20 protein-coding genes are annotated in these 24447 nt (G+C 39.3%); 6 read left to right on the top strand and 14 right to left on the bottom strand.

The features are described from left to right. The first annotated feature begins 39 nt into the window (after positions 1–39). Positions 40–2226 carry a DUF2339 domain-containing protein gene (locus tag AC00Y6_RS08940; RefSeq protein WP_474490272.1) on the top strand — a complete coding sequence of 729 codons (2187 nt, stop codon included), beginning with the start codon at positions 40–42 and terminating at the stop codon, positions 2224–2226. Here AC00Y6_RS08940 and AC00Y6_RS08935 read toward each other — a convergent pair. The 9 genes from AC00Y6_RS08935 to rlmN all read right to left on the bottom strand — a co-directional run bounded on the left by AC00Y6_RS08935 (position 2223) and on the right by rlmN (position 11486). Beyond that, entirely contained in the window at positions 2223–3617 is a 1395-nt protein-coding gene (locus tag AC00Y6_RS08935) for an APC family permease (RefSeq protein WP_474490271.1), read from the bottom strand. The genes AC00Y6_RS08940 and AC00Y6_RS08935 overlap by 4 nt on opposite strands. A gap of 115 nt (positions 3618–3732) precedes the next feature. Beyond that, the gene (locus tag AC00Y6_RS08930; RefSeq protein WP_474490270.1) at positions 3733–4029 is read right to left on the bottom strand and encodes a hypothetical protein; all 297 of its coding nucleotides are present in this window, start codon (positions 4027–4029) and stop codon (positions 3733–3735) included. Between the two features lie 60 nt (positions 4030–4089). Continuing rightward, the gene (locus AC00Y6_RS08925) at positions 4090–5067 is read right to left on the bottom strand and encodes a 2-hydroxyacid dehydrogenase (protein ID WP_474490269.1); all 978 of its coding nucleotides are present in this window, start codon (positions 5065–5067) and stop codon (positions 4090–4092) included. 79 nt (positions 5068–5146) lie between these two features. Continuing rightward, positions 5147–5827: a DedA family protein gene (locus AC00Y6_RS08920; RefSeq protein WP_474490268.1), complete on the bottom strand. Its 681-nt coding sequence runs from the start codon at positions 5825–5827 to the stop codon at positions 5147–5149. 82 nt (positions 5828–5909) lie between these two features. Further along, positions 5910–7187 carry a replication-associated recombination protein A gene (locus AC00Y6_RS08915; protein WP_474490267.1) on the bottom strand — a complete coding sequence of 426 codons (1278 nt, stop codon included), beginning with the start codon at positions 7185–7187 and terminating at the stop codon, positions 5910–5912. 79 nt (positions 7188–7266) lie between these two features. Further along, positions 7267–8244, bottom strand: a complete 978-nt coding sequence (locus tag AC00Y6_RS08910; RefSeq protein WP_474490266.1) for a polyprenyl synthetase family protein — start codon at positions 8242–8244, stop codon at positions 7267–7269. A gap of 255 nt (positions 8245–8499) precedes the next feature. Next, positions 8500–9378 carry a hypothetical protein gene (locus AC00Y6_RS08905; RefSeq protein WP_474490265.1) on the bottom strand — a complete coding sequence of 293 codons (879 nt, stop codon included), beginning with the start codon at positions 9376–9378 and terminating at the stop codon, positions 8500–8502. Positions 9379–9392: 14 nt separating this feature from the next. Beyond that, positions 9393–10331: a sterol desaturase family protein gene (locus AC00Y6_RS08900; protein ID WP_474490264.1), complete on the bottom strand. Its 939-nt coding sequence runs from the start codon at positions 10329–10331 to the stop codon at positions 9393–9395. 120 nt (positions 10332–10451) lie between these two features. Next, on the bottom strand, positions 10452–11486 hold the full coding sequence (rlmN, locus tag AC00Y6_RS08895; protein WP_474490319.1) for a dual-specificity RNA methyltransferase RlmN: 1035 nt from the start codon (positions 11484–11486) through the stop codon (positions 10452–10454). A 258-nt stretch (positions 11487–11744) separates the two neighbouring features. Between rlmN and AC00Y6_RS08890 the strand changes: the two genes are divergently transcribed. Further along, a complete protein-coding gene (locus AC00Y6_RS08890; RefSeq protein ID WP_474490263.1) occupies positions 11745–14072 on the top strand; it encodes a GAF domain-containing protein in 2328 nt (775 codons plus the stop codon). Between the two features lie 20 nt (positions 14073–14092). On the opposite strand, the gene AC00Y6_RS08885 is transcribed toward AC00Y6_RS08890, so the two are convergent. The 3 genes from AC00Y6_RS08885 to AC00Y6_RS08875 all read right to left on the bottom strand — a co-directional run bounded on the left by AC00Y6_RS08885 (position 14093) and on the right by AC00Y6_RS08875 (position 17080). Then, on the bottom strand, positions 14093–14908 hold the full coding sequence (locus AC00Y6_RS08885; protein WP_474490262.1) for a 5'-nucleotidase, lipoprotein e(P4) family: 816 nt from the start codon (positions 14906–14908) through the stop codon (positions 14093–14095). Positions 14909–14940: 32 nt separating this feature from the next. Continuing rightward, complete coding sequence (locus AC00Y6_RS08880) at positions 14941–16143, bottom strand: Pycsar system effector family protein (protein ID WP_474490261.1); 1203 nt, start codon at positions 16141–16143, stop codon at positions 14941–14943. 70 nt (positions 16144–16213) lie between these two features. Continuing rightward, the gene (locus AC00Y6_RS08875; protein WP_474490260.1) at positions 16214–17080 is read right to left on the bottom strand and encodes an aldose 1-epimerase family protein; all 867 of its coding nucleotides are present in this window, start codon (positions 17078–17080) and stop codon (positions 16214–16216) included. Positions 17081–17203: 123 nt separating this feature from the next. Between AC00Y6_RS08875 and AC00Y6_RS08870 the strand changes: the two genes are divergently transcribed. From AC00Y6_RS08870 to AC00Y6_RS08860, 3 genes are read left to right on the top strand one after another with little or no spacing between them, the layout of a single operon-like run. Then, positions 17204–18370, top strand: coding sequence for a sensor histidine kinase (locus AC00Y6_RS08870; protein WP_474490259.1), 1167 nt, complete (start codon positions 17204–17206; stop codon positions 18368–18370). 31 nt (positions 18371–18401) lie between these two features. Next, a complete protein-coding gene (locus tag AC00Y6_RS08865; RefSeq protein ID WP_474490258.1) occupies positions 18402–19754 on the top strand; it encodes a DEAD/DEAH box helicase in 1353 nt (450 codons plus the stop codon). A gap of 10 nt (positions 19755–19764) precedes the next feature. Further along, positions 19765–20700 (top strand): MBL fold metallo-hydrolase, encoded by a 936-nt coding sequence (locus AC00Y6_RS08860; protein ID WP_474490257.1) that lies wholly within the window; start codon positions 19765–19767, stop codon positions 20698–20700. Here the strand turns inward: AC00Y6_RS08860 and AC00Y6_RS08855 are convergent. Both AC00Y6_RS08855 and AC00Y6_RS08850 read right to left on the bottom strand, forming a co-directional pair. Further along, positions 20690–22000: an ABC transporter permease gene (locus AC00Y6_RS08855; RefSeq protein WP_474490256.1), complete on the bottom strand. Its 1311-nt coding sequence runs from the start codon at positions 21998–22000 to the stop codon at positions 20690–20692. The genes AC00Y6_RS08860 and AC00Y6_RS08855 overlap by 11 nt on opposite strands. A 63-nt stretch (positions 22001–22063) precedes the next feature. Then, the gene (locus AC00Y6_RS08850; protein ID WP_474490255.1) at positions 22064–22969 is read right to left on the bottom strand and encodes an ABC transporter ATP-binding protein; all 906 of its coding nucleotides are present in this window, start codon (positions 22967–22969) and stop codon (positions 22064–22066) included. Positions 22970–23359: 390 nt separating this feature from the next. Between AC00Y6_RS08850 and AC00Y6_RS08845 the strand changes: the two genes are divergently transcribed. After that, on the top strand, positions 23360–24439 hold the full coding sequence (locus tag AC00Y6_RS08845) for a diphosphomevalonate decarboxylase (protein WP_474490254.1): 1080 nt from the start codon (positions 23360–23362) through the stop codon (positions 24437–24439). Positions 24440–24447: the final 8 nt, after the last annotated feature.

Raw genomic sequence — 24447 nt, 5'->3', positions numbered from 1 at the left:
ATTTTTGTTAAGATAATTTGATCTTAAACAAAACAACGGATGACCTTCGCTTTATTTCTTTTATTTCTACTGATTGCCTACTATTTCTATAACAAATTATCAGGTAGAATTACTGATTTGGAACATCAAATTTCTGAGTTGAAAAATACAGCTCCTACTGATATTCCTGCTCAAAAACCAATAGAAATTTTAAAAGAGCAAAACGTTGATTTGCCTGATGAAGTACCACTTGAAACCAACCTTCGGAAAAAAGTTATTTCTGAAACTCCACAAATTCAGAAGGAAGATTGGTTCTCGCAGCTTTTGGCGTTTATACAAGATAATATCCTAAGTATTTTAGGGATTATAACGCTCATATTAGGAATGGGTTATTTTGTAAAATACGCCATTGATAGGGATTGGATTGGTGAGACGGCGCGTGTTGCCATAGGTATTTTGGCTGGTGTTGGCATTGCTTCAATCGGGTTTTTCTTGAGAAAAAATTATAAGATCTTTTCTTATATCTTGACTGGTGGTGCACTGGTTATGCTATACTTCAGTATAACATTGGGATTTCGGCAGTATCATCTGTTTTCTCAAACTGTTACCTTTTTAATTTTAACCCTTATCACAGTATTGGCAATTGCACTGGCATATTTGTATAATAGCCAGTCTTTGATTTTGATTGCTGTGATTGGAGGATTCTGTGCTCCGCTAATGGCCAGCTCTGGGGCGGATAATTTTACATTTCTGCTAGGTTATATCATGCTTCTCAATTTTGGAATGCTGGTGATTACATTTCTTAAAAATTGGAAAAGCTTGGGCTGGGTTTGCTTTATCATTAGTATGATCTACTTTTTTTCCTGGATTCTTTACAAGCCGCAGATCATTAGTACTGTTTATCTATATTTGTTTTACGCTGTTATCTACGCATTCGCTCTGTTAGATTATTTCAGGGGAAGGAAATTGCAAAAATTTGATATTGTCATGTTGGTCTTGGTCAATATTTTTACGGTTGGCCAATTAATTTCCACCTTCAAATTACTGGATTACGAACCAATTATTCTCATCCCAATATCTTTTGCAATAGTCAATGCATTATTATTAATAAGAGAGATCAGGTCTGGCAGTCATTTGTTATTTTCGGTGTTTTCTGGTTTGGTGATTAGTTTGGTCACCTTTGCGGTTGCTGTTTATCTTAATAATTTTATTATAACAAGTTTCTGGGCTATCGAAAGCTGCTTATTATTCTATCTTTGGCTGAAAACAGGTCATGATGTTTTTAAGAAATTCTTCGGTTTTATATTTGTGCTTTTGGTAATGGCTCAGGTTTTTACATGGTATCAATATTATGAAGAAGAAGATTTGAGCCTCATTTTTAACAAAGTATTTCTTACCAGTTTGTTGACAGGTTTATCGGTACTTTTTAATCTTTGGCTGCTCAACCGCCGTAAGAATGCTACAGACAATACTGCACTTCAATCGACTCTTATGCTAAGCAGTATTATACTGTTTTATGGATCGTTTTTATTTGAGATAGGCTATCACATCAAGCATTTTAGTTATACAAGGATTTTTATCATTTTGTTGTTGTACAGTATTTATTACTGTTTTGTAATTTCAATTTTACAACAATTGACAAAGGCGACAGCAGATGCAAGAACATTGGTTAATTACTTGATATTTGCTTTTGTTGCTTTGTTGACGAGTTTTGCAACTTCGGAAGATGCAATTGATGTGCTTAGAAATTCGATGGTATTTTATGGATTTTATCTCCTATACTTTATTCCTCTGGTTTTTACTTTAAGAAAAATCCTGATTGCTGCTAATCAAAAAAAGCAACCATATCCTGTTTGGATTAGTCTAATAACATTATCTCTTGTTTTGTGCCTAGAGATTAACCATCTTTATATTATCTTTTCAAAAACCACTGCACTTTTTGAAGATTTAACACAGCAATTTATCGTCTTTTGGTTACCGATAATATGGGCAATTATTGGGGTTTCCATTATTTATATCGGTATCCGCAAATCTTTGTCTGTCTTTACAAAATTCGGTTTTATCCTGATAGGTTTGATGGTTATAAAACTTTACTTTTATGATATTTGGGAGATGGATAATATCTCAAGAATCATTGCATTTATCCTATTAGGAGTGATTTTATTAACCAGTTCATTCACGTTCCAAAAACTTAAAAAAATGCTTATCAATGTTATCGATAAAGATCAATCTGACGATGATATTTAATCTTGTGCCGATTTGTTTTTCTTGTTAATAAAATAATAAACAGGTAAACCTAATAGAATTAATCCCAATCCAGGCCAAGTGTATTGTGGTTTGTAGATGAAAAGCAAAATACAAAATCCTGTACCAACCAATAAATAAAGAACTGGTGTAAAAGGATAAAGAAATGTTTTGTAACCTCTTTCCAAATTCGGTTGTTTGATTCTAAGCCATATGACACCGAAGACCGTAATCATGTAAAATAATACGATGACAATGGATATCATGTCCAGCAAATCACCATATTGGCCGCTGAGACAAAGTAGACTGGCCCAAATCCCCTGCATCCAAAGGGATTTTTCGGGTACGCCATTTTTATTGTTTTCGATGGCTGGCTTTAGGAATAGTCCGTCTTTTGCCATCGTCTGGAAAACCCTTGCACCGGCGAGTACAATGCCATTAACACAGCCAAAAGTCGAAATCATAACAAGAACTGCAATGATGATGGTTCCAGCGTTGCCAAACATTTTTTCGGCTGCCGCAACGGCCACTCTGTCATTGGCAGCAAAGGCGATAGAATCCCTGTCTAGCGCATTGAGGTAAACAAAATTCACCAAAAGATAGAGAACCATCACAGCAGAGGTACCAAGGATCATTGCTTTCACAACATTTTTTTTTGGATTTTCTATTTCGCCGGAGATAAAAGTCACATTTTCCCAAGCGACAGAACTGAAAACAGAACCTACCATAGCAGCGGCAATGCCACCCAGTAGAGTGGCCCCAGAAATGGTTTGCCAACTGGTTTGTTTTAGGTTTTGGAAAGCCTGCCAACCAAAACTCATATTAGAACTCCAATTGGAGTGTGAGATCAAAACAAATCCAAGGATAATCAACCCAAGAAGCGCAATGACTTTTGAAGAAGTGAAAATATTTTGAAGGATCTTCCCACTTTGGACACCTCTTGTATTAACGAAGGTCAGAAAAAGGATTACCGCAATAGCTAAAATCTGGATCCAGGTGATTTTGAAACTTCCACTTTGGAAAATGGGCGCTGCATCATTAAGGCTCGGCACCAGATAAGCGGTGAATTTGCCAAACGCAACTGCCACTGCTGCAATCGTGCCTGTTTGGATAACAGTAAACATTCCCCAGCCATAAAGAAATCCCATTGGCCTGCCAAATATCTCTGTAAGGTAGGTGTATTGGCCTCCGGCTTTGGGGAATAAGGCGGATAATTCTCCGTAACTTAATGCGCCTGCAACCGTCATTAGAGCAGTGATAATCCATACGACAATTAACCAATAGCCTGATCCTAGATTTCGCATAATGTCGGCGCTTACAATAAAAATTCCGCTGCCTATCATAGACCCCATCACAATCATCACGGCATCCCAGAGTTTCAGTTTTTTCTCCATAGTTTTATTTATAATCAAATATATAAAAACTAATGGCGTTTTTATGAAAATATGTCAGACTGTGGAAACCATTGTCATTGGGTCAAAAAAAAGACTGCTTATTGGCAGTCTTGGTTTATTCTAGCAGATCGTCATTCTGCTCCTCGTGATCATCATCGTTGTCACTGGTACTCCAGTAGTTGTTTTCTTCATCTTCGGAACCTATCTCCTCGCTGTCGTTATCAGCGTTGGAACCGGGAACATCCAGATCCATTTCCATATCGTATTCGTTATGCTCTTCTTCATCCAGTATAGGGTTTCCATCGGCATCTAGCGGAACTGTTTTGTCCTTATTAAAGATATCTTCCTCAGGATTATAATTCATTTCCCTTAGCCTTTCATTCTGCTCTTCTTTGTTGTTTTCTGGTATCATAATACTATTTTTACTTGTACAGTGTATCACAAATATAATTCCAATATCGCATTCCTGCAATTAATTATTATCATAAACTTCAGGATTTACACAATTCGGCATTTGAAGACCTTTCGAAAAAGCCACGATGTTTTCTGCAGACAATCTGGCCATTCCGTCCCGGGCTTCTACTGTAGCAGAGCCTATGTGTGGCAACACGCATACATTGGGTAATTGCAGCAGTGGATTGTCTTTGTTCATGGGCTCAGGATGCGTAACATCCAAGCCTGCTCCCCATATTTTCTTGGAGATCAAAGCGTTGTAAAGATCATCTTCATTTAAAAATCCGCCACGTGCCGTATTGATGAGAATAGAATTAGGTTTCATCCTGTCAAAAGTATTTTTGTTAAAGATGTTTTTCTCTTCTGTTGTATAATTGGCATGAATGCTTATTACATCTGATTTGGTGATCAATTCGTCAAAACTAACGTATTGGGCATCCAGATTTTTTTCTGCTTCTTGATTGCGGTTTCGGTTATGATAAATGACAGACATTCCAAAGGCCGCTTTGCATTTTTCAGCCATTTCGTAGCCAATTCTCCCCAAGCCGAGAATACCCAAAGTTTTCCCATACAGTTCTTGACCAAGCTGCTCTTGAGCATCAAAGTTTTTCCATTGCCCGGTTTTTACTTTTTCTATATTGTAAGTCGCTTTTCTGGAAACCATCTGCATGAGGAGGAATGCAATATCCGAGGTAGCCCGGCTCAAAACCTCCGGTGTGTTTCCAACCGGGATTTTCCTCTTTGTAGCTTCTGCAAGGTCCACCTGATCATATCCTACAGAGTAAAGTGCAACGGCTTTGATATTAGGGAAACTATCGAAAAAAGTTTTATCATATCTGTGTTTGCCAACATTTAGGATAGCGTCGGCTTTTTTACAATAGTCTGTCCATTCTTCTGTAGTCAGATTTTCTTTATCTGGAATGATGAAATCAACGTTATTGTTTTTCAGGATGTCGAGACCCAGTTGTGGGATTTTTTGTGTTACAAATACTTTCATTGGTGTTATTATTAAATAAAAATAACCGGATAATTGTCCGGTTATTGATGTTTCAACTTATGTTCCAAAGCAGCAAAAACTATTCCTGAGTTGGTCTTTCTTTATCTTTTGTGAAAAAGAATTTGATAACGATAGGCAAAGTGGTTACCAGTACAATAACAATGATAATCAACTCCAGCTTTTTCTTTAGATCAATGCCAAACTGGTCCATAAATAGTTTATCCAGATAATGGCCTGCATAAATTAAAGTATAAGACCAAGCAACGGCGCCAATCACATTGTATAGGAAAAATTTCTTTTTATCCATTTTTACAATACCTGCTACAATAGGCGCAAAGGTTCTCACCACAGGTAGGAAACGCGCCAAGATAACGGCTACTGTCCCGTGATCTTCAAAAAAATCGTGGGCTTTGAAAAGGTATTTTTTCTTGAAAAGAAAAGTATCTTTTTTCTCATAAAGCATGGGTCCGCTTTTGTAACCAAACCAATATCCGATTTCGTTACCGATGATAGCAGCCAGTGCAACGGCTGTCGCCAGAATTGTGGTATCCAGAAAATCGGAACCTGTAGAAGTAAATGTGGTATTGATGATGTCTACAGCGTAGATTCCGGAGATGAAAAGCAAACTGTCGCCGGGTAAAAAGAAGCCGACAAACAGACCTGTCTCTGCAAAAATAATAAACAATATAAGCCAAAAACCGCCTAGTTTAATGTAAAATTCGGGGTTGAGCAAGTCTTTCCAACTTTCAAAGTGATCCATATAATTGTGTGTTTCGCAAATATATTAAAACCAATTCGAAATTGCGTCTTTCCCGAGGCTTAATTTTTAGCTTTTTAAGCGGTTATTGATATTTGTTTTTCCATTTATTTTTAAGCTGTTCATCAATCTTTTTTTCGGTAGCGTTATGACCGGGTTTGTAAAAAGAAGTACCTTTGATTTCGTCCGGTAGAAATTCCAAATCCACAAAGTTGCCTTCGTAAGAATGGGCATATTGGTAATCTTTTCCATAATCCAGGTTTTTCATCAGTTTGGTTGGCGCATTTCTCAGATGAAGCGGAACTGGCAAATCACCAGTCTTTTTTACGAAGGCCATAGCCTCATTGATTGCATTGTAGCTGGAATTGCTTTTGGGCGAAACGGCCAGGTAAACGGCTGTTTCACTCAGGATAATCCGGGCTTCTGGGTTTCCAATAACATTCACAGCCTGGAAACAGTTATTAGCCATTACCAGAGCGTTTGGATTAGCCAGTCCAATATCTTCTGCTGCCAAGATCAACATTCTCCGCGCAATAAATTTGATATCTTCTCCGCCCACCAACATCCTGGCAAGCCAGTAAACAGCACCATTAGGATCCGAGCCTCGCATTGATTTGATAAAAGCCGAAATGATATCATAATGCTGCTCACCGTTTTTATCATAAAGTGCCATGTTTTCCTGCAAAACGGCAAGGACATCTTTGTTGTTGATTTTGTTTTTTTTGGCAGATTTGTATTGATTCAGAACCAATTCTACAGAGTTGATGAGTTTCCTGGCATCGCCTCCCGAATATTGGATGAAGGCTTGCTTTTCTTCGATATAAAATTTGGTATGGTTAATTTCGTTGTACTTTGCCACAGAAATGTCTGCCAGTTCTTCCAGTTTTTCAAAAGACAAAGCTTTGAGGATATAAACCTGCGAACGGGAGAGTAGGGCAGAGACCACTTCGAAACTTGGGTTTTCCGTAGTGGCACCAATCAGAACAATCCAGCCTTTTTCCACAGCGTGCAGCAAAGAATCCTGCTGGGATTTATTAAACCGATGGATTTCATCGATAAACAGAATCGGGCTTTTCCCGGAAAAAAGGTTTTGCTTTTTTGCTTCTTCAATCACGTCGCGAACGTCCTTAACGCCAGAAGAAACGGCGGAAAGTTTATAAAATTTCCTTCCTGATTTTTCCGAAATAATCTCTGCCAGCGTTGTTTTTCCTGTTCCCGGCGGTCCCCAGAAAATCAAGGAGTTGATAGTGTCGTTTTCCAGCATTTTCCGGATGGTACCGTTTTTATCGGTCAAATGTTCCTGACCCAGCACATCATCCAGCGTTTTTGGACGCAAAATTTCGGCAAGAGGAGAATTATTCATATCCCAAAATTACGGAATAAAATTAAAAAACCCTCTCTGAGTTTTAAACGCTGAAAGGGTACCTTTCTAAAAATTATTTTTAAAGCTTACGCTCAATCACGTAATTCAGCATCCTTTTCAGGGCTTCTTTGGCTTCGTTATCTGGGAATTCTTTAAGGATGTCAAGTGCTTTTTGCTGATACTCTTTCATCACGCCGATGGCATAATCCATCCCGCCAGAAGATTTTACAAATTCTACCAGTTCGCGCACTTTTTTAGAATCGTTGTTGTAACGCTTGATGGTGGCAAAATATTTTTTGTAATGCTCAGGGCTTGCATTTTTCAGAGTGTAAATCAAAGGCAAAGTCATTTTTTGTTCCTTAATGTCGATGCCCACAGGTTTCCCAATGATATTACTTGTTTGATAATCAAAAAGGTCATCTTTGATCTGGAATGCCATTCCCGTATAAGTCCCAAACTGCTGCATTTTTTTTGCCATAGTCTCATCCACACCGTTGGACAACACGCCCACTTCGCAACAGGCGGCAATCAGCGTTGCGGTTTTTTGTCGGATAATTTCGTAATAAACATCCTCTGTAATGTCCAGTTTTCTGGCTTTTTCCAATTGCAGCAATTCGCCTTCAGACATCTCGCGGATGGTTCTTGCAATCACAGAAAGCAAGTCAAAATCTTTGTTGTCTGTAGAAAGCAAAACCGATTTGGATAGCAGGTAATCGCCCACCAAAACAGCAATTTTGTTTTTCCAAAGGGCGTTAATCGAGAAAAAATTCCGGCGTTTGAAACTCTCATCCACCACATCATCGTGAACCAAGGTCGCCGTGTGGATCAGCTCAATCATACTTGCACCGCGGAAGGTTTTTTCGTTCACATCACCCACCAGTTTGGCGCATAGGAAAACAAACATCGGGCGCATCTGCTTGCCCTTGGTCGTTACAATAAAACGGGTAACTTTATCCAGCAGCGGCACATTACTTTTCATCGATTCATAAAACTTCTGTTCAAAAAGTTTCATTTCGTCAGAAATCGGTGCTTTGATAAGTTCTACTGTATTTGCCACGTTTTACGTTTATAGATTGATGATTTTTGGAGCAAGTCGATTAGACAATCTGTTCACTTTTTCACCCGCTTTCCGTTGCAATCTTTTTAGCCAAGCTTGTTCCGAAGCTAAAAAAGGATTTCCACTACAATCGGGGCTATGTTGACGGTTGGTCTATCGATTCACCCAAAAAGTCTGTCGCTAATATCAGATTCCGACATGTTAAACGAACCAATCGTTTTCTGACTTGCAGACTTTATTATTCTACAAATATAATTATTCTAAATCTTTAAATGGTATAAAATAAAGACTTTGCGGCACTTTTTTGATTTTGATAGAGAAGCGTTCTCCAGAGATATACAAACCTTTTTCGGTGGCGCTAATACCTTCGATTTGCCCGATGTTGTAAGCTCGTCCCAAAAAATATTTTTTAGCCGGTTTGGTGAAGAACAGATTCCCTGTATCATCTTTATCAAAAATCATCAGGTAAACCATTGCTTTTTTGGTGTATCCCACTACATATAGCTTATTTTCATAGACAGACGCATCTGTTACCACAAACCCGGTATTGTAGCTTTCCAGCTTTTGCGCCGGTTGGTTTTCTGTCTGGTTTTTATCGATTTGGTAGTGGGAAACAGTGTTGGTTATCCATTCTTTGGTGAAAAGATGAATATTCCCGTCCAGGAAAATCATTGCTTCTGCATCAAAGTTATTATTGATGTTTTTGGGTGTAAAATCGGTTTGTTCGGGATAAAAAAACGGAATCGTCTTGATAGAATCGGTTATCAATATATTATTCCGAAAAGGGATCTGATAAATCTTTAAATCTTTTCTTGTTCCCAGGTTGTTCCCAAATTCGCCAATGTAAAAATCCTTTCCGTCATTAGTCATCGCTTCCCAATCAATGTTGGTCAGTCCTGTTGGAAAGGTTTTTTCGATGTGTGAACTGCCGGGTTTGATTTCGAAAATTTCACTGGTATTGCCGCTATCATTAAAAGAGAACAGTCGACCATTGAAAGTTGTCAACCCAGAACTTTCCCTCAAAGAATCGCTTAGAACAGCAATATGGTATTTTTTGAGATTAAGTTTTTGTGTTTTTTGGGCATACCCCAAAAAGGAGATCATCCCTACAATCAGTAAAAGAGCTTTCTTCATCTTTATCTCAAATTTTAAACTGCTTTTTTCTGTTGGATTTCGTCTTTTCTTTTCTTCCTTTCCCAGTATTCTTTTTGGTATTGCTTAACGGTTTTTCCGGTCCCGTCATGGCGCCATCCCGGCGAATTAAAAAGATAATTGAATCTGTCGCTGATGCTCAGGTTCGGCTGCTTCAGATCTTTCCATATTTTCCGCCATTCGTAGAGCAGTGTTGTAAGTGGGCCATCATCCGGCATTTTTGGGTATATTCCAAATTTAACAGGGACATTGGGATCTTCGGGTTCAAAAGTTCCAAACATTTTATCCCAAAAAATAAAAACCATCCCCATATTGCGGTCCAAATATTTGATATTACAGCCATGATGAACTCTGTGATGAGAAGGTGTTACCAGGATATATTCCAGAAATCCCATTTTCTTAATTGTCTGTGTATGAACCCAGGTGCCGTAAACTTGACCCACTGCATAACATACCATTACAGTCCAAGGATTAAAGCCTAATAACGCCAGGGGTGAGAAAAACAGGTATCGGTAAAGAGGTTGGAAAACCGGGCTGCGGAATCCTGTGGTGAGATTAAAATATTCGGAATTGTGATGGGTAATATGAACCGCCCAAAACGCCCTTGATTTGTGGTCTACCAAGTGATGGAAATAATAGGCCAAATCGGTGGCTAAAAAGCACAACAGCCAATAATACCAGGTGTTGAGGTTGAAATCAAAAATACGGTATTGGTAAAAGAAAAACATCACCGCCATTGCAAACACCTTCATCAGAAGATCCAGTCCAAAATTCATAAGAGCCAGGTAAATGTTTGTAAAAAGATCTTTTCTGCTGTAGAGTTTTGCCTCCATAATGTGGCTGTAGATCATCTCTGCAAGGATTACCGTTGCATGCAGCGGAACAGCCCAGACGTACACGCTCTCTAATGCGTTTTCACCAAAAATGAATTCCATGTCTTAATTTGTAGTTTAAAAGATACAGATAAAGTATTATTACCGTACACAATTTTTTCTTTATCAAAGATACAATCTATTCTCAGGTTTAAGATTGATTAATTGTTAATTAATTGATTTTTAATCAGTTGTTTTGTTGGCTAACTGTCCACACGCCGCATCAATATCACTTCCGCGGCTTTTTCTTACCACAATCGTGATGCCTGCTTTCTCCAGTTCTCGGACATATTTTTCCTCAGCAGCAATACTTCTGTGATCAAATTTTCCTTCGCCAATCGGGTTGTATTGGATCAAATTGACTTTACTTGGGACCTGCCGGCAATATTTGATCAAAGCTTTGATGTCTTCATCTCCGTCGTTGATACCTTTCCAGACGCAATATTCAAAAGTGATAGGAGAGCCTGTTTTCTGATACCAATATTGAAGCGAATCCATAATGTCAGTTAGTGGAAATTTCTCAGAAAAAGGCATTATGTCGTTGCGTTTATGCTCGATGGCGGAGTGGAGGGAGAGTGCCAGTTTTACTTTCAGATCCTCATCTGCCAGCATTTTTATCATCTTGGGTATCCCGGATGTAGAAACCGTAATCCGTCTTGGGGACATTCCCAGACCGTCCGGTTTTGTGATTTTGTGAATGGCTTCCACGACGTTTTTGTAATTCATCATCGGTTCGCCCATTCCCATAAAAACGATGTTGGTCAGCGGCCTGTCAAAATATTCCTTACTTTGGCGGTCGATTAAAGCGACTTGGTCCACTATCTCTGCCACCTCCAGGTTTCGCATTCTTTTCAGCTTGGCTGTCGCGCAGAATTCGCAGTTTAAAGAACATCCAACCTGGGAAGAAACGCAGGCTGTACTTCGGGATTCGGTGGGAATCAAAACCGATTCTACCATCAGGCCGTCGTGAAGTTTAACTCCGTTTTTAATAGTTCCGTCCGTTGATTTTTGTAGTAAATCCACGGCAATCGGATTGATGAAAAAATCGTTGGAAAGATGATCGCGAAGGGTTTTGGAAAGATTGGTCATCTCATCGAAAGAATGCAGATTTTTGCTCCATAGCCAGTCATAGACCTGCTTGGCACGGAAAGGCTTGTCGCCAATGGTGCTGAAGTAATCTTTGAGCTGATCTAGGGAAAGGGTGCGGATATCTCTCAACGTAAATGGGATTTTTTGCAAAGATAAGGTTTTAAGGAGATAATCTGTAAGTTACGCCATTTATGATAGCTTTGAGGTGAAGTGATAATTTCTATCCAGAGAAGCGCCCTCGGGTTTAGCGAACCGTTGAGAACCTAAGATAGATACAGTGGGAGCGCAACATGAAAATGGAGTCCTAATAATTTAAAGTATTTTCGGCTATTGATCGACTTTATTTATAATCCGATAATTTTTACATTTGCATTGATTTTTACCCCTATGGAATTCCAAGCCTTTTACGAAAGCCCTTTTTTTCTCAATTTTTCCTTTGAAAAGCTGATTCATAAGATGGAAGTGCGCGCTTCTGAAAATCACGATTATGCACTTTCCCACCAAAGCATTCTTGAAAAAGCTAAACATATACCCGAATTGACCCAAGGTATCAAAAAACTTGATTTTTTTGAAAAAAATGAGGAGCTGATGAAGGAAATTTTGAGTGATCTTTTTCCGCCAATGCTTACGGATAATGAGATTAAGGCCATTGGTTTCCCTTTTTATAATTTCTTTTTTAATCCTACAGAACGCTTTAAAAAGATCCTTAAAAATGCCGGAAGCGATTTTGACCTCTTTATAAAAGGGCTGGATCCGCACCGGTTTTATGTGATGAGTTGCTGCATTATCCTCAAGAATTTTTACGATGTCCCGCTCAATTTTGCGCTGCCTTTTATATTTGATATTCCTAATGAAGAAGGCATTGTCAACCATTACCGTTTCTTGAATAACATCGATTTTATAGAAATAAAGCCAGTGGGCGACTACAAAAAACTGAGCGATGAAGAAGTTTCTGAATTGCTGGATAATTTTGAAGATTACGAATTATGGAAAGAGAAGTTCCCGCCAAAAAGCTGGGAACTGAAAGGTTTTGCGGTGATCAGTTTTTTTGATGCCACTACAGAAATTGCCATTTCTAATCTTAAAAGCAAACTGATTAATATCGAAGATGATGAAAACCTGAAACCAGAACTGACCAAGATTTTTAGGTCTATTTTTCAGGTTCCCGATCTTGAACTGGGTTATACAGCCATCGATCCTGAGGAAAATAAATTTGTGCGCCATCCCATCAACGGTGTTATAGAGAGTTTTATCCTCTCTGGGATCCCGAAAAACTTCAGGAATGAGTTGCTTTGTGAGAAAAACTTCAATGCAATGGTGGAGTCACGGAAATATTTTAGCATTTCTGATGTGGACAGGACTTACCACGAGTTCCCAGACAGTCAGCTGGCACAGCAGTTTTACGAATCGGGAATCAAAAGTGCCATTTTTGCGCCGATTATCAAGAACAAAAAAGTCCTCGGGATTATAGAACTCGTATCCAAAAAGAAAATGCTCAACAGCATTATCGCCAATAAAATGGAGGTAGTTATGCCTTATCTGGAGGATACGATGGATCGCCTGTATGATGGCATAGAGACGCGGATTCAGGCCATTATTCAACGGGAATATACATCGATCCACCCAAGTGTTTACTGGAAGTTCCGTCAGGAGGCAGAGCGGCATATTGGTTTTTATAAGGAAGAATTTGACCTGCCGTACAAAAATATCACGTTCCAGAACCTGACACCACTTTTTGGGCAAACTGATGTGCGCAATTCTTCGGTTTCAAGAAATCAGGCAATTAAAAAAGACCTTGAACTTAACCTGATGCTGATTGCCGATGTCTTAGCAAAGTTGAAAGATGATCATGATCTTTCGGTAATTAACAGGCGGCTTATAAACCTTCAGGGGTTCTTGAAACATGATCTGAAAGCCGATACCGAGAGCCAAGTGCAGCATTTTATTCAGAATGAAGTACATCCGTTGTTGGACTCGTTAAAATTAAAGAATATCAATTCTAATTATGTGGTAACAGAGTACCATAAATTGCTGGATGCTAAAACCGGATTGGTATACAACTTCCGTAAAAAATTTGACGAAAGCCTTGCCGCTATTAATAAGATGTTAGCCGATATTCTTGACAAAAGACAGGAGGAACAGCAGCACCGTTTTCCGTTTTATTATGAGCGTTTTAAGACCGATGGCGTGGAGCATAATATGTATATTGGTGCCTCTATCGATCCGGATTTAAGTTACGATCCCGTGTTTTTAAAAAACCTGAGGTTATGGCAATTGCGTGTACTTTCGGAATCAGAAATCCATTATAAAAAGTTTAAGAAAACGCTGGAATATCCCTTGGAGGTTTCATCGCTTATTTTGGTTTACAGTACACCTATAAGCATCAGATTCAGGATGGATGAAAAACGTTTTGATGTGGACGGCAGCTACAATGCCCGTTACGAAATGATAAAAAAACGTATTGATAAATCCACGGTTAAGGATTCTGGCGAGCGCATTACACAACCTGGGAAAATCAGTATTATCTATTCTCAGGATGCCGAGCGAACCGAATATCTTAAACTGATCAAAATCCTTCAGGATCAGAATATCCTCTCCGATTTAGAAGAACTGGAAGTAGAAGATTTACAGGGAATCAACGGTCTTCGGGCGCTGCGTGTTGCGGTTAATTATGATGCCGGCGAGGTTAATTATGATTTTCAAGAAACACTTTGATAAGCCTCTTTTGGGAAGAATCAATAATTTTTAAGTGCCTTTTTGATAGCCGCTTCTTTTTCTTTTGGCGATAATTTGTAATTGTATTGGTAAAATGCACCTTCCCAATCACCGTAATTGGCGTTTGGCAGAACAATGAATTTTTTTCCAAATTCATTCGCCGATTTTTGCGTGTTGGCTGTTCTTTCAGATTCGGTTTTATGGTCAAATAAACTGCTAAAATCTGCCAGATTATCGCCAATCAGCATTACAACATCATGTGAAGCTTCTAATTTTTGCCTTCTTTCCTCTTTGCTGGATGCAGAGGTTCTCAGGATGAGATGTGCATCATCGGCATAAGGTAAACCAAATTTTTGAAGATTCTTGAGGGTGCCTTTTCTTTCGCTTTCGGCGCGGTTGGATACATAGAAAACTTCAACTTTGTGGGCTGCCGCATACTTAAAAAAACTGGGCGCGCCGGCAATGGTGTCGGCTTCGGCGCGGCTGGTCCATTCCCGCCAGGATTCGGATTCGTAATCTTTGCCCAATAATGCCTGATGAACGGCGTAAGGCGAATTGTCAAGAACGGTTTCATCAATATCTGTGATGATAGCTTTGGGCCGCTGGTTGTCAGTTTTACTGAGATTTTCGCTCAATTGTCTGGTGGCAATGTTATAAGCCTGAAAACACAACGCTTTATATTCCGCAGCTTTTTGCTGAAAAAATGAAGTGAACAGTTTACCGTCTACGATAAGTGCGCTGTTCTGGTCGGCTTTATTCTGTGAATTATTTTGGGCAGTACAAGAGCATAACGATACAACTGCGATTAACGAAATATTTTTAACAGATAATGTCATTGTTTTGGATTTAATTAAAATGAAATGGGAAACTAAACGGTTACATTCCGGAAAGCAATCACAAATGCAATCACCGAAATCAGAATCCCAATGGTGAAAACCGTATAGGTAACTCTTAAAATTTTATACTTTCGGTTGAGGACAACGCCCAGATAATAGAGGTCTTTTATCATAGCATCGTATAGGTATTTCCGGTCGTTCATCATTTCCTTCATCGCCCAGACATATTCGTCAACGGGCATTTTGTAAAAGTTTCCAAAGAAAAGGAGATTGACCTTTCTTTCATCAATTTCTTTCCTTGTGAATGTTCCGCCGGACACTTTTGGGCGTGTTGACATGATCGACAGGATGATGCAAACCACACTGAACATAATCATAATAAATGTGGGAATGATGAGGTGCGAATTGCTTGGCGCATCAAGTTTGGGAACCAGCGTTGACAACGCCACCGAGATGATGATGGAATTAACCGATAGCAGGATGTTGGCCTTGCTGTCCGCAATCTGGCTCAGCTTGGTGTGGTTGCTCAACGTTACACGGAACATGGTTTCTATGCCGCGCTCGGGCGTTTCCATTTTTTCCAGCTTTTTCTTGTTGAGCAGGGCTTTATCTTTCTCTAGGTTGTCTTTTTCCTTTTTCTCCTGTTTTAGTTTTTTGATTTTATCCAGGATTTTTTCTAGGTTTTGCTCTTTTTTAGGTTGCCAGTTTTGTTTGGCAAAAGTGGTATAAAACTGGTGTTTTGCAAAGAAAGCCACGTTCAGCTCTGCCCATTGCAATTTCCCGAATTTCTGATGATGCACATCTTTGATTTCCTGTCTCAGGTTTTCGCAGGTAGCCGCATAATCGTCTGAAGCTAGATGGTAAAGGTCTGCATCTTTTATAATCTCTTCCAAATGATTTTTCGGTCTATAAAACTTGTCGGTGGCAAGAATCAGCGTTCCGATTTTTTGAATCCGTGTTTCGTCTAGCTGATGCTCGCGGAGAAACTGTTCCGCTATTTTTTTGCTTTCTTCTTCGTGGTTTTCTGCATCTGCGGTATAACCAACATCATGAAACCAACCGGCTAGAAGCAGGTTTTCTGTATCTTCGGGCGACGTGTGTTCTTCTTTTGTAAGGATTTTTATTTTTTCTACCACCTGAATGGTATGTTCTGGGCAATGGTAAGCAAACTCAGCAGAAAGCCTGTCTTTCAGCAGGTTTTTCACATATTCTTCTGTGATTTTTAAAATATCCATACAAGTTATTTAAAACAAATTTAAGAAAGTAATGCCAGCAAATGCATTATTATTTCTGTAAAAGATTGGTTTATTCAATTTCAACAGACCAATTAGCATTCCATGATGTATTGGGTTCTAATGTAATGATACCAAATTTCTCCTTCAGTTCCTGATTGTGATTTTCCAGGTCGGCAATGCCCTGCCAAGGTTCCAGGCAAACAAAATCAGCATTTTTGGCCGCCCAAATCCCAAAATAAGGGAAGTTGGAAAACGAAAAAATCACTTTTTCATTATTTTTACCATTCCTCAAAATCAATCTTTTACTTTTCATATTTGTCATGACCAATGCATCTTTGGAAAACAACTCATAAGTCAACGGCAATGATTTATTTTCAAGCCAAATCGTTTTGGTTTCATTGCTGATGAGGTTGTTGATCAGAGGATGGATTTCCAGTTGGTCATCGTCAGAAAAGTTAATTTCGTAATCGTTATATTGCATTCCTTCCTTGGTGTCGATGGCAAATCCGGGATGCGCGCCAAGGGAAAAATATAGGTTTTTATCAGCCGGGTTTTCCACAGTATAGGAGACCGTCATTTGATTGCCAATCAAAGTATATTTAATTTGCAGGCGGAAGGTGAAAGGATAGATTTTCAGAGATTCTTCGTCAGCATTGAGTTCAAAAATAACTTCATTTTCAGACGATTTCTTCACGTCAAAAGTTCGCCTTCTTGCAAAACCATGGCGCGGTAATTCGTAAGTTTTCTTTTCATAAGTATAGTGTTCATCCTTCAGCGCACCGATGATAGGGAAGAGAACAGGACTTATGCCACCCCAAAAATCCGGGTTTCCGCTCCACATGATTTCTTTGCCGCTCTCCACGTTAATAAGTGAAACCAATTCTGCGCCCAGTTCCTGGAAGTTTGCTTTTAGTTTATTGTTCTGAATGCTAATCATTATTTTAATTTTAACAGAGCACAAATATCAACATTAATCTTTGATTTTGCAGTCTATTATCTAAATGTCTATTATCTGTCATCTCTTTTTACAATAAATTCATAAATTGCCGTTTTTATAGTAATGAAAGGATTTAATTTTCTGAAACGGATTAACAATTGGGTGGTTTATATGATCCTTACCGCCATTGTTTTTGGGATTTCGGTTTCGTCTTTTCTGATGATCAATCAGTTGAGGAAGCAAGAAATTCAGAAAGTTAACCTGATTGCAACAGCGCTCAAAGCCTATACGGATGACGATATCTCGGCAGATCCCAAGATTCAGGAGTTGTATCTGGCTGTAATGCAGGATAATACCAACCTGCCAATTGTGGTGACGGATAAAAATAAAAACCCTGTTTTCCTAGCCAATATCCCACCTCACATAGAGCAAAATTCTTTAAAACTGAAAGAATTAATCCGTAAAATGGAAAGTTCTTATGAACCTTTTGTTGTAGAATTGCCGTCCGGGCAAAATCAATATATCTATTATGATAATTCGGATTTGCTCAATTATTTCCGCTATTATCCTTACATCTTGGGTTTGTTCATTGGTGCTTATTTACTGTTTTCGTTTTGGTTTCTCAGGACGCTCAAGAAAACCGACGAAGGCTTTGTATGGGCAGGCTTAGCTAAGGAAACGGCGCATCAGATCGGGACGCCGTTGTCATCAATGATTGGCTGGGTCGAGATTATGAAACTGGAAGATGAGAACAGTTTAGGCGTCAAAGAACTCGAAATGGACGTCAACCGATTGAAAACAATTTCCGAAAGATTCTCAAAAATTGGATCGGTGCCGGAACTTAATGATCTTAATATCAATGAAACCGTTCAGCAGAATTATGATTACCTGAAGAAGAGAATCTCTACGAAAGTGGATTTTACATTAAGGAAAACTTACGAACCTTTGCTTGTCCCACACAGCCGAATCCTGATGAGTTGGGTGATAGAAAACCTGGTGAAAAATGCGGTGGATGCCATGAAAGGCGAGGGAAAACTGGAACTGGCACTCTACAAAAAGAACAAAAATATCTATATAGACGTGACCGACAGCGGCAGCGGGATGACCAAACAACAAATCAGGAATGCCTTTAAACCGGGATTTTCCACAAAAAAACGGGGCTGGGGATTAGGTTTGTCGTTAACTAAAAGAGTCGTTTCCGAATATCACAAAGGCGACGTGAAAATTGCCAGTTCCGAAGTGGGAAAAGGCACGACGTTCCGTATTGTTTTGAAAGAAGATCAGCAGTAATTCAACAAAAAAATAAGTCTATCTTTGCAAAATGAATAAGACCACTTTTGCAGATTTCGATTTACCGGAGAAGATCCTGGACGTTTTAGCTGATCTCGACTTGTTTGAGCCGACACCAATTCAGGAAAAAAGCATAAAACCAATTCTTTCCGGCCGCGATGTCATGGGCATTGCACAGACCGGAACCGGTAAAACATTGGCTTATTTGCTTCCGGTTCTTAAAAACTGGAAATACAACAAATCCGGCAACCCAACGGTTTTGGTGCTTGTCCCAACCAGAGAATTGGTGGTGCAAGTGGCCGAAGTGATCGAAAAACTGACAGAAAACATTACGGCGAGAGTGATTGGCATATACGGTGGAAAAAATATCAATACGCAAAAATTATTGTTTAATGATGGATGCGATATTTTGGTGGGAACGCCGGGACGCGTGATGGATTTGGCGATTGACAATGCCATCTCCCTAAAAGAAGTTCAAAAATTAATCATCGATGAGTTTGATGAAATGCTGAATCTCGGTTTCCGTCCTCAGCTGACCCATATTTTCGAAATGATTAAGGAGAAAAGACAGAATATTCTTTTTTCTGCGACCATGACCGACGCTGTAGACGATATGCTAAACGAGTATTTTGCAGGTCCTGTGGAGATTTCGTTAGCAAGATCGGGTACGCCTTTGGAGAAAATTGCGCAGTCAGCGATCCCAGTTGAGAATTTTAACACCAAACTTAATCTGCTAATCCATCTTCTGAAAACCGAAGATAATCTGGAGAAAATCCTTATTTTTGCGAATAATAAAAAACACGCCGACCTTATTTTTGAAAAATTGGATCACGAATTCCCTGGGGAATTTGGGGTCATCCATTCCAACAAATCTCAAAATTTCCGTCTGCGGGTGATGGAAGAATTCTCAAAAGAGAAATTGCGCGGCGTGATTACGACCGATATTATGGCGAGAGGTCTTGATATTCCGGATATTTCGCACGTTTTCAATTTTGAAGTTCCGGAAGTTCCGGAGCAGTACATCCACAGGATTGGTAGAACCGGCCGTGCAGATAAAGACGGGATTGCTGTCACTTTTTATACCAAAAAAGAAGAGGGCCAATTACTCGACATCGAATTGCTGATGGATAAAGAAATCCACAAAGCAGATTTCCCGGGAGAAGTGACTCTTTCTAAAGTTAAAATTGCTTCGGAACAGGATGAGGTTAAGATGAAACACCTTACCAACGCCAAACTAAACGAAGGCGAATCGGCTTTTCACGAGAAAAAAGACAAGAACAAAAAAATCAACCTTGGTGGGCCTAGCAAGCGTAAAGCTCCTAAAAAATTCGGGGCAAACAGAGCGCAGCAAAAAGCAAAGTCAAAAGCCAAGCGAAAAAAATAACAGAAAAATTGTGAAAAAACTCCTTTTTGCTTCGTCCGTTTTGTTGAGCCTTGCAGCGGCTGCACAAACTTTTGATATAGTGCCATTGGGTGTCTACGGCGGCGAGCAGGAAGATAACCTGTCGTCTTACCTGATCTCTGAGCATAACAAAAATGAATTTTTGGCTTTGGATGCGGGCACTATTAATGCCGGCATCAGGAAAGCGATTAGCTTAAAAACTTTTGATGTTAATGAGGAGAAAGTTCTTCGGGATTATATCAAAGGTTACTTTATTTCGCATGGCCATTTGGATCATTTGTCGGGTTTGGTGATTAATTCTCCGGCTGATTCCAAAAAAACGATTTATACGATCCCTTTTGTTCAGGAAATTTTGGTCAATTATTATTTTTCAAAAGATACCTGGGTTAATTTTACCGACAAAGGTGAGAAACCGATTGGCAAATATCAGATGGTATCGCTTGATCTTGGCAAAATAACTTCTGTGGCAGGAACGGGATTGTCTGTGTTGCCTTTTGAACTGAGCCACACAAAGGATTACAAAAGTTCTGCGGTACTTGTAGGGTCGCAAAATCAATATCTTCTTTATCTTGGTGATACAGGCGCAGACCGCATAGAAAAAAGTCAAAACCTGAACACGCTGTGGCAAAGCATTGCTCCACTGGTTAAAAATAAACAGCTGAAAGCGATTATGATTGAAGTATCTTTTCCTAACGCTCAACCGGAAAATCTACTTTTTGGACATTTGACTCCCAAACTTTTGACCGAAGAACTTACTAAACTAAGTACACTAGTCGGGAAAAAATCAATGGCCGGTTTGCAAATTGTGATAACGCATCTTAAACCAAGCGGTGAAAATATCGACATTATAAAAAAAGAATTGCAACAGAATAATCCCCTGCAATTGCAATATGTATTTCCTGCACAAGGCAGTAAAATTAGTTTCTAATCCACTTCCATATTTCCTTCAAAGTGGCTTTGTTGCCATACATCAAAATCCCAACCCTGTAGATTTTTGCGGCGATATATACCATTAATAGGGTAGAGGCAATCAAAAGGAAAATCGATAACAAAATCTCCCAAAGCGGAACGCCAAATGGGATCCTTGCTATCATCGCGACTGGCGAAGTGAACGGAATAATCGATAGCCAAAACGCCATTGGCCCGTCGGGGTTATTCATAATGGTGAAACTCCCGTAAAGCCCCAGCATCAATGGAACCATTGCAAACATCGTGAATTGCTGGGTTTCGGTTTCATTATCCACGGCACTACCAATTGCAGCGTACATCGAGCTGTAAAAGATGTATCCGAATAGGAAGAAAAATACAAAAACAACGATGATACTGCCATAATTCATATCCAAAAGGATATGCGAAACTTCGGTGGCCATTTGCTGAACATCCAAGTTTTTCATCATACCTTCGCTGCCGGCAGGGATGTTTTTTTGCATCGCCGCAAATCCTGTGTTGAGGAAGATTGCCGCAGTTACGGACATTGCGATCCAAATGATAAACTGCGTCAAAGCCACCAAAGTAACGCCTAGGATTTTTCCCATCATCAGTTCAAAAGGTTTCACAGATGAGATGATGATCTCTACCACACGGTTGTTTTTCTCTTCTAGCACGCTGCGCATCACACGCACGCCATAGATGATGATGAACATAAAAACTACATACATCAGTCCCATGCTTAGTGCGGTTTTGATCCCAAACGCCAGGTCACTTTCCGGCCTGTCACTTTCCGCCACATTCTGAGAAATAATCTTGAAGTTTTTATCCAAGTTTATAATGCGGTCCTCGGGGATGCCCAATTGTTTGATTTTCTCTTTTTTCAGGATATTGCTGAGGTCAGATGAGACAGACGATTTGGTATCTACGCCAATTTTCTTGTTCGTCAGTAGTTTGGTTCCCGTTTCCAACGCATCAAAGTTCTTGTCTTTCAGTTCCGGGATAATCAAGAGCCCGTCTGTGCCTTTTAGTTCTTTCAGGTTTTTAGACAGAGCAGTTTCGGTATTCGCTGGAACAAAAGTGTAGGTGATATCTTTTGTAGATTTTAGCTGACCATTGAAAACACCGCTTTTATCGATGACATCAAAATGGTATTCGGCTTCGTTGGCTTTGAACATGACGCCAATCAATACACCAAACCCGATGATAAGCAGTGGCGCCAAAAGCGTGAGAATGATAAAAGATTTTTTCTTAACCTGCGTCAGAAACTCTCTTTTGGTAATCAGGAATATATTTTTCATTTATTGTAAAAAGTAAAATGTATTAAGTAAAAAGTCAATCATTTATTGATTATCACGTTTCAATTATGATTTGACGGCATTGATGAAAACCTCATTCATACTCGGTATTTTCTCGTTGAATGTCCGTATGGTTCCGGTTTTCAAAAGATCTTGGATTAGGATGTTCTGCGCCTCTTTATTTTTCAGTTCAAAACTGAACAAGCCATTCGCCGTTCCAACGGTTTCAATCTGGTATCTTTTGGTGAGTTCTTCCAGGTTTTCAGAATTGACATCGGATAAAACCACTTCAAAAACATTTTGTTTAAAATCTTCCCTTACATCAAACACTTTCCCGTCTAGCACCTTCTTAGAATTGTTGATCAAAGCTACAAAATCACACATTTCTTCCACACTTTCCATGCGGTGCGTAGATAGGATAATGGTAGTCCCATCGTTTTTCAGCCGGATAATTTGGTCTTTGATCAGGTTGGCATTCACAGGGTCAAAACCCGAAAAAGGCTCATCTAAAATCAAAAGTTTTGGGCGATGCAACACCGTTACCACAAACTGGATTTTTTGAGCCATCCCTTTGGATAGTTCACTCAGTTTCTTTTTCCACCATTGGTCGATATTCAGTTGTTCAAACCAAAATTTTGCTTGCGAAAGTGCTTCCTGGCGGGACATACCTTTCAATTCCCCAAAATACAAAAGCTGGTCGCCCACCGTCATATTTTTATAAAGACCGCGCTCTTCCGGCATGTAACCGATATTTTTGATATGCTCGGGATTAAGTTTTTCGCCATCAATCCAAACATCGCCTTCATCGGCCTGTGTAATTTGATTGATGATGCGTATAAACGACGTTTTTCCGGCACCATTGGGTCCCAGCAAGCCGTAGATACTCGCCGTAGGAACGTCTATCGAGAAGTCCTGAAGCGCCACTTTCTTCCCTGCGTTATATGTTTTTGTGATATGTTCTGCTTTAAGCATTGATCATTAATAATTAAAAATGAATAATTAATATTTGGGAGCAAGACGATTTTTGCCTTGTTTCACTTGCCCAACCCGCTGTCCGCTATATCTTTTTTTCACAGCTTGTGCCATTGCAAAAAAGGATGCCGCTACCATCGGGGCTAGGTTGAGGTTTTTTCTTTTCTCTCAGCCCTATTTTGAAACTTCACAAAATTAGTTTAAAAAAGACAAAAATGATAATTAATATCATATTCAAAATATGATATTAATTTCTTTGTTAGGTTTTGATGCTCTGGCCAAACTAAAAATTTGTTTTTGATAATTTCAAAACTCTTTGCTTACTTTATGTTCAAATTTCCCATTAACAACTATTTTATTTTAAATTTGCCGAAGCCAAAAGCATTCATTATGACTCAAGAATTTTTGGGAAATCCCCAATTTCAGATATCCAATCAACTCGTTTCCGCAAGCTGTCCGTCCAATATCGCATTGATAAAATATTGGGGGAAGTATGATAATCAAATCCCTGCTAATCCCAGTATTAGCTATACTTTGAACCATTGTAGAACCAATACCACAATGGAGTTTTTTGCCGGAGAAGAGTTTGCTGTTCAGACCTTTTTGGCAGGCAACGAAGAAAAAAAATTCGCGGAAAAAATTGAAAAATATTTCAAAAATATCGAACCTTATCTGCCTTGGATCTTGAAAGGGAAATACATCATTAGAACCGAAAATACATTTCCACATAGTTCCGGCATTGCAAGCTCAGCGTCCGGTTTTGGAGCAATTGCAAAATGCCTGATGAATCTGGATTTGAAATTTGAAATTGAATCCGATAATCGTGATACTTCAAATTATAAACTTCAAAATTCAAATCAAAACGCAAGCTTTTTGGCAAGATTGGGAAGTGGAAGTGCGTGCAGAAGCCTTTACGAAGGTTTGGTAGTTTGGGGAAAAACCGAAGAAGTGGAAGGAAGTTCGGATTTATTTGCTGTACCTTATGATAATGATGAGATTCATCCGATTTTTAAAAACTTTAATGATTGGGTGTTGTTGATTCACGAAGGTCAAAAATCAGTTTCTTCAACGGTTGGTCACGGCTTGATGAAGAATAATCCTTACGCGGAAAGACGTTTCCAAGAAGCGCACGAGAATTTCGCCAAACTGAAAAATATTCTTTCATCAGGCGATATGGAAGGTTTTATTAAGTTGGTAGAACACGAGGCTTTGACACTTCATGCGATGATGATGATGAGCGAGCCTGCTTTTATCCTGATGCAAACCGGAACTTTACAGGTCATCAACAAAATATGGGAATTCAGGAAAATTACAGGGTTGCCGTTATTTTTTACTTTAGATGCAGGCGCCAACGTTCATCTTCTTTTCCCGAATGATATCAATAATAAGAGAATCACGGATTTCATCAATACAGAGCTGATTCCTTTTACGCAACAAGGTGGAGTGGTAAAAGATGTGATGCGGTTTTAGAAAGATGG

The sequence above is a fragment of the Epilithonimonas sp. genome (assembly GCF_056329745.1).
The sequence above is the reverse complement of the archived record's forward strand: the minus strand, read 5'-3'. Positions and strand labels throughout refer to the sequence as shown.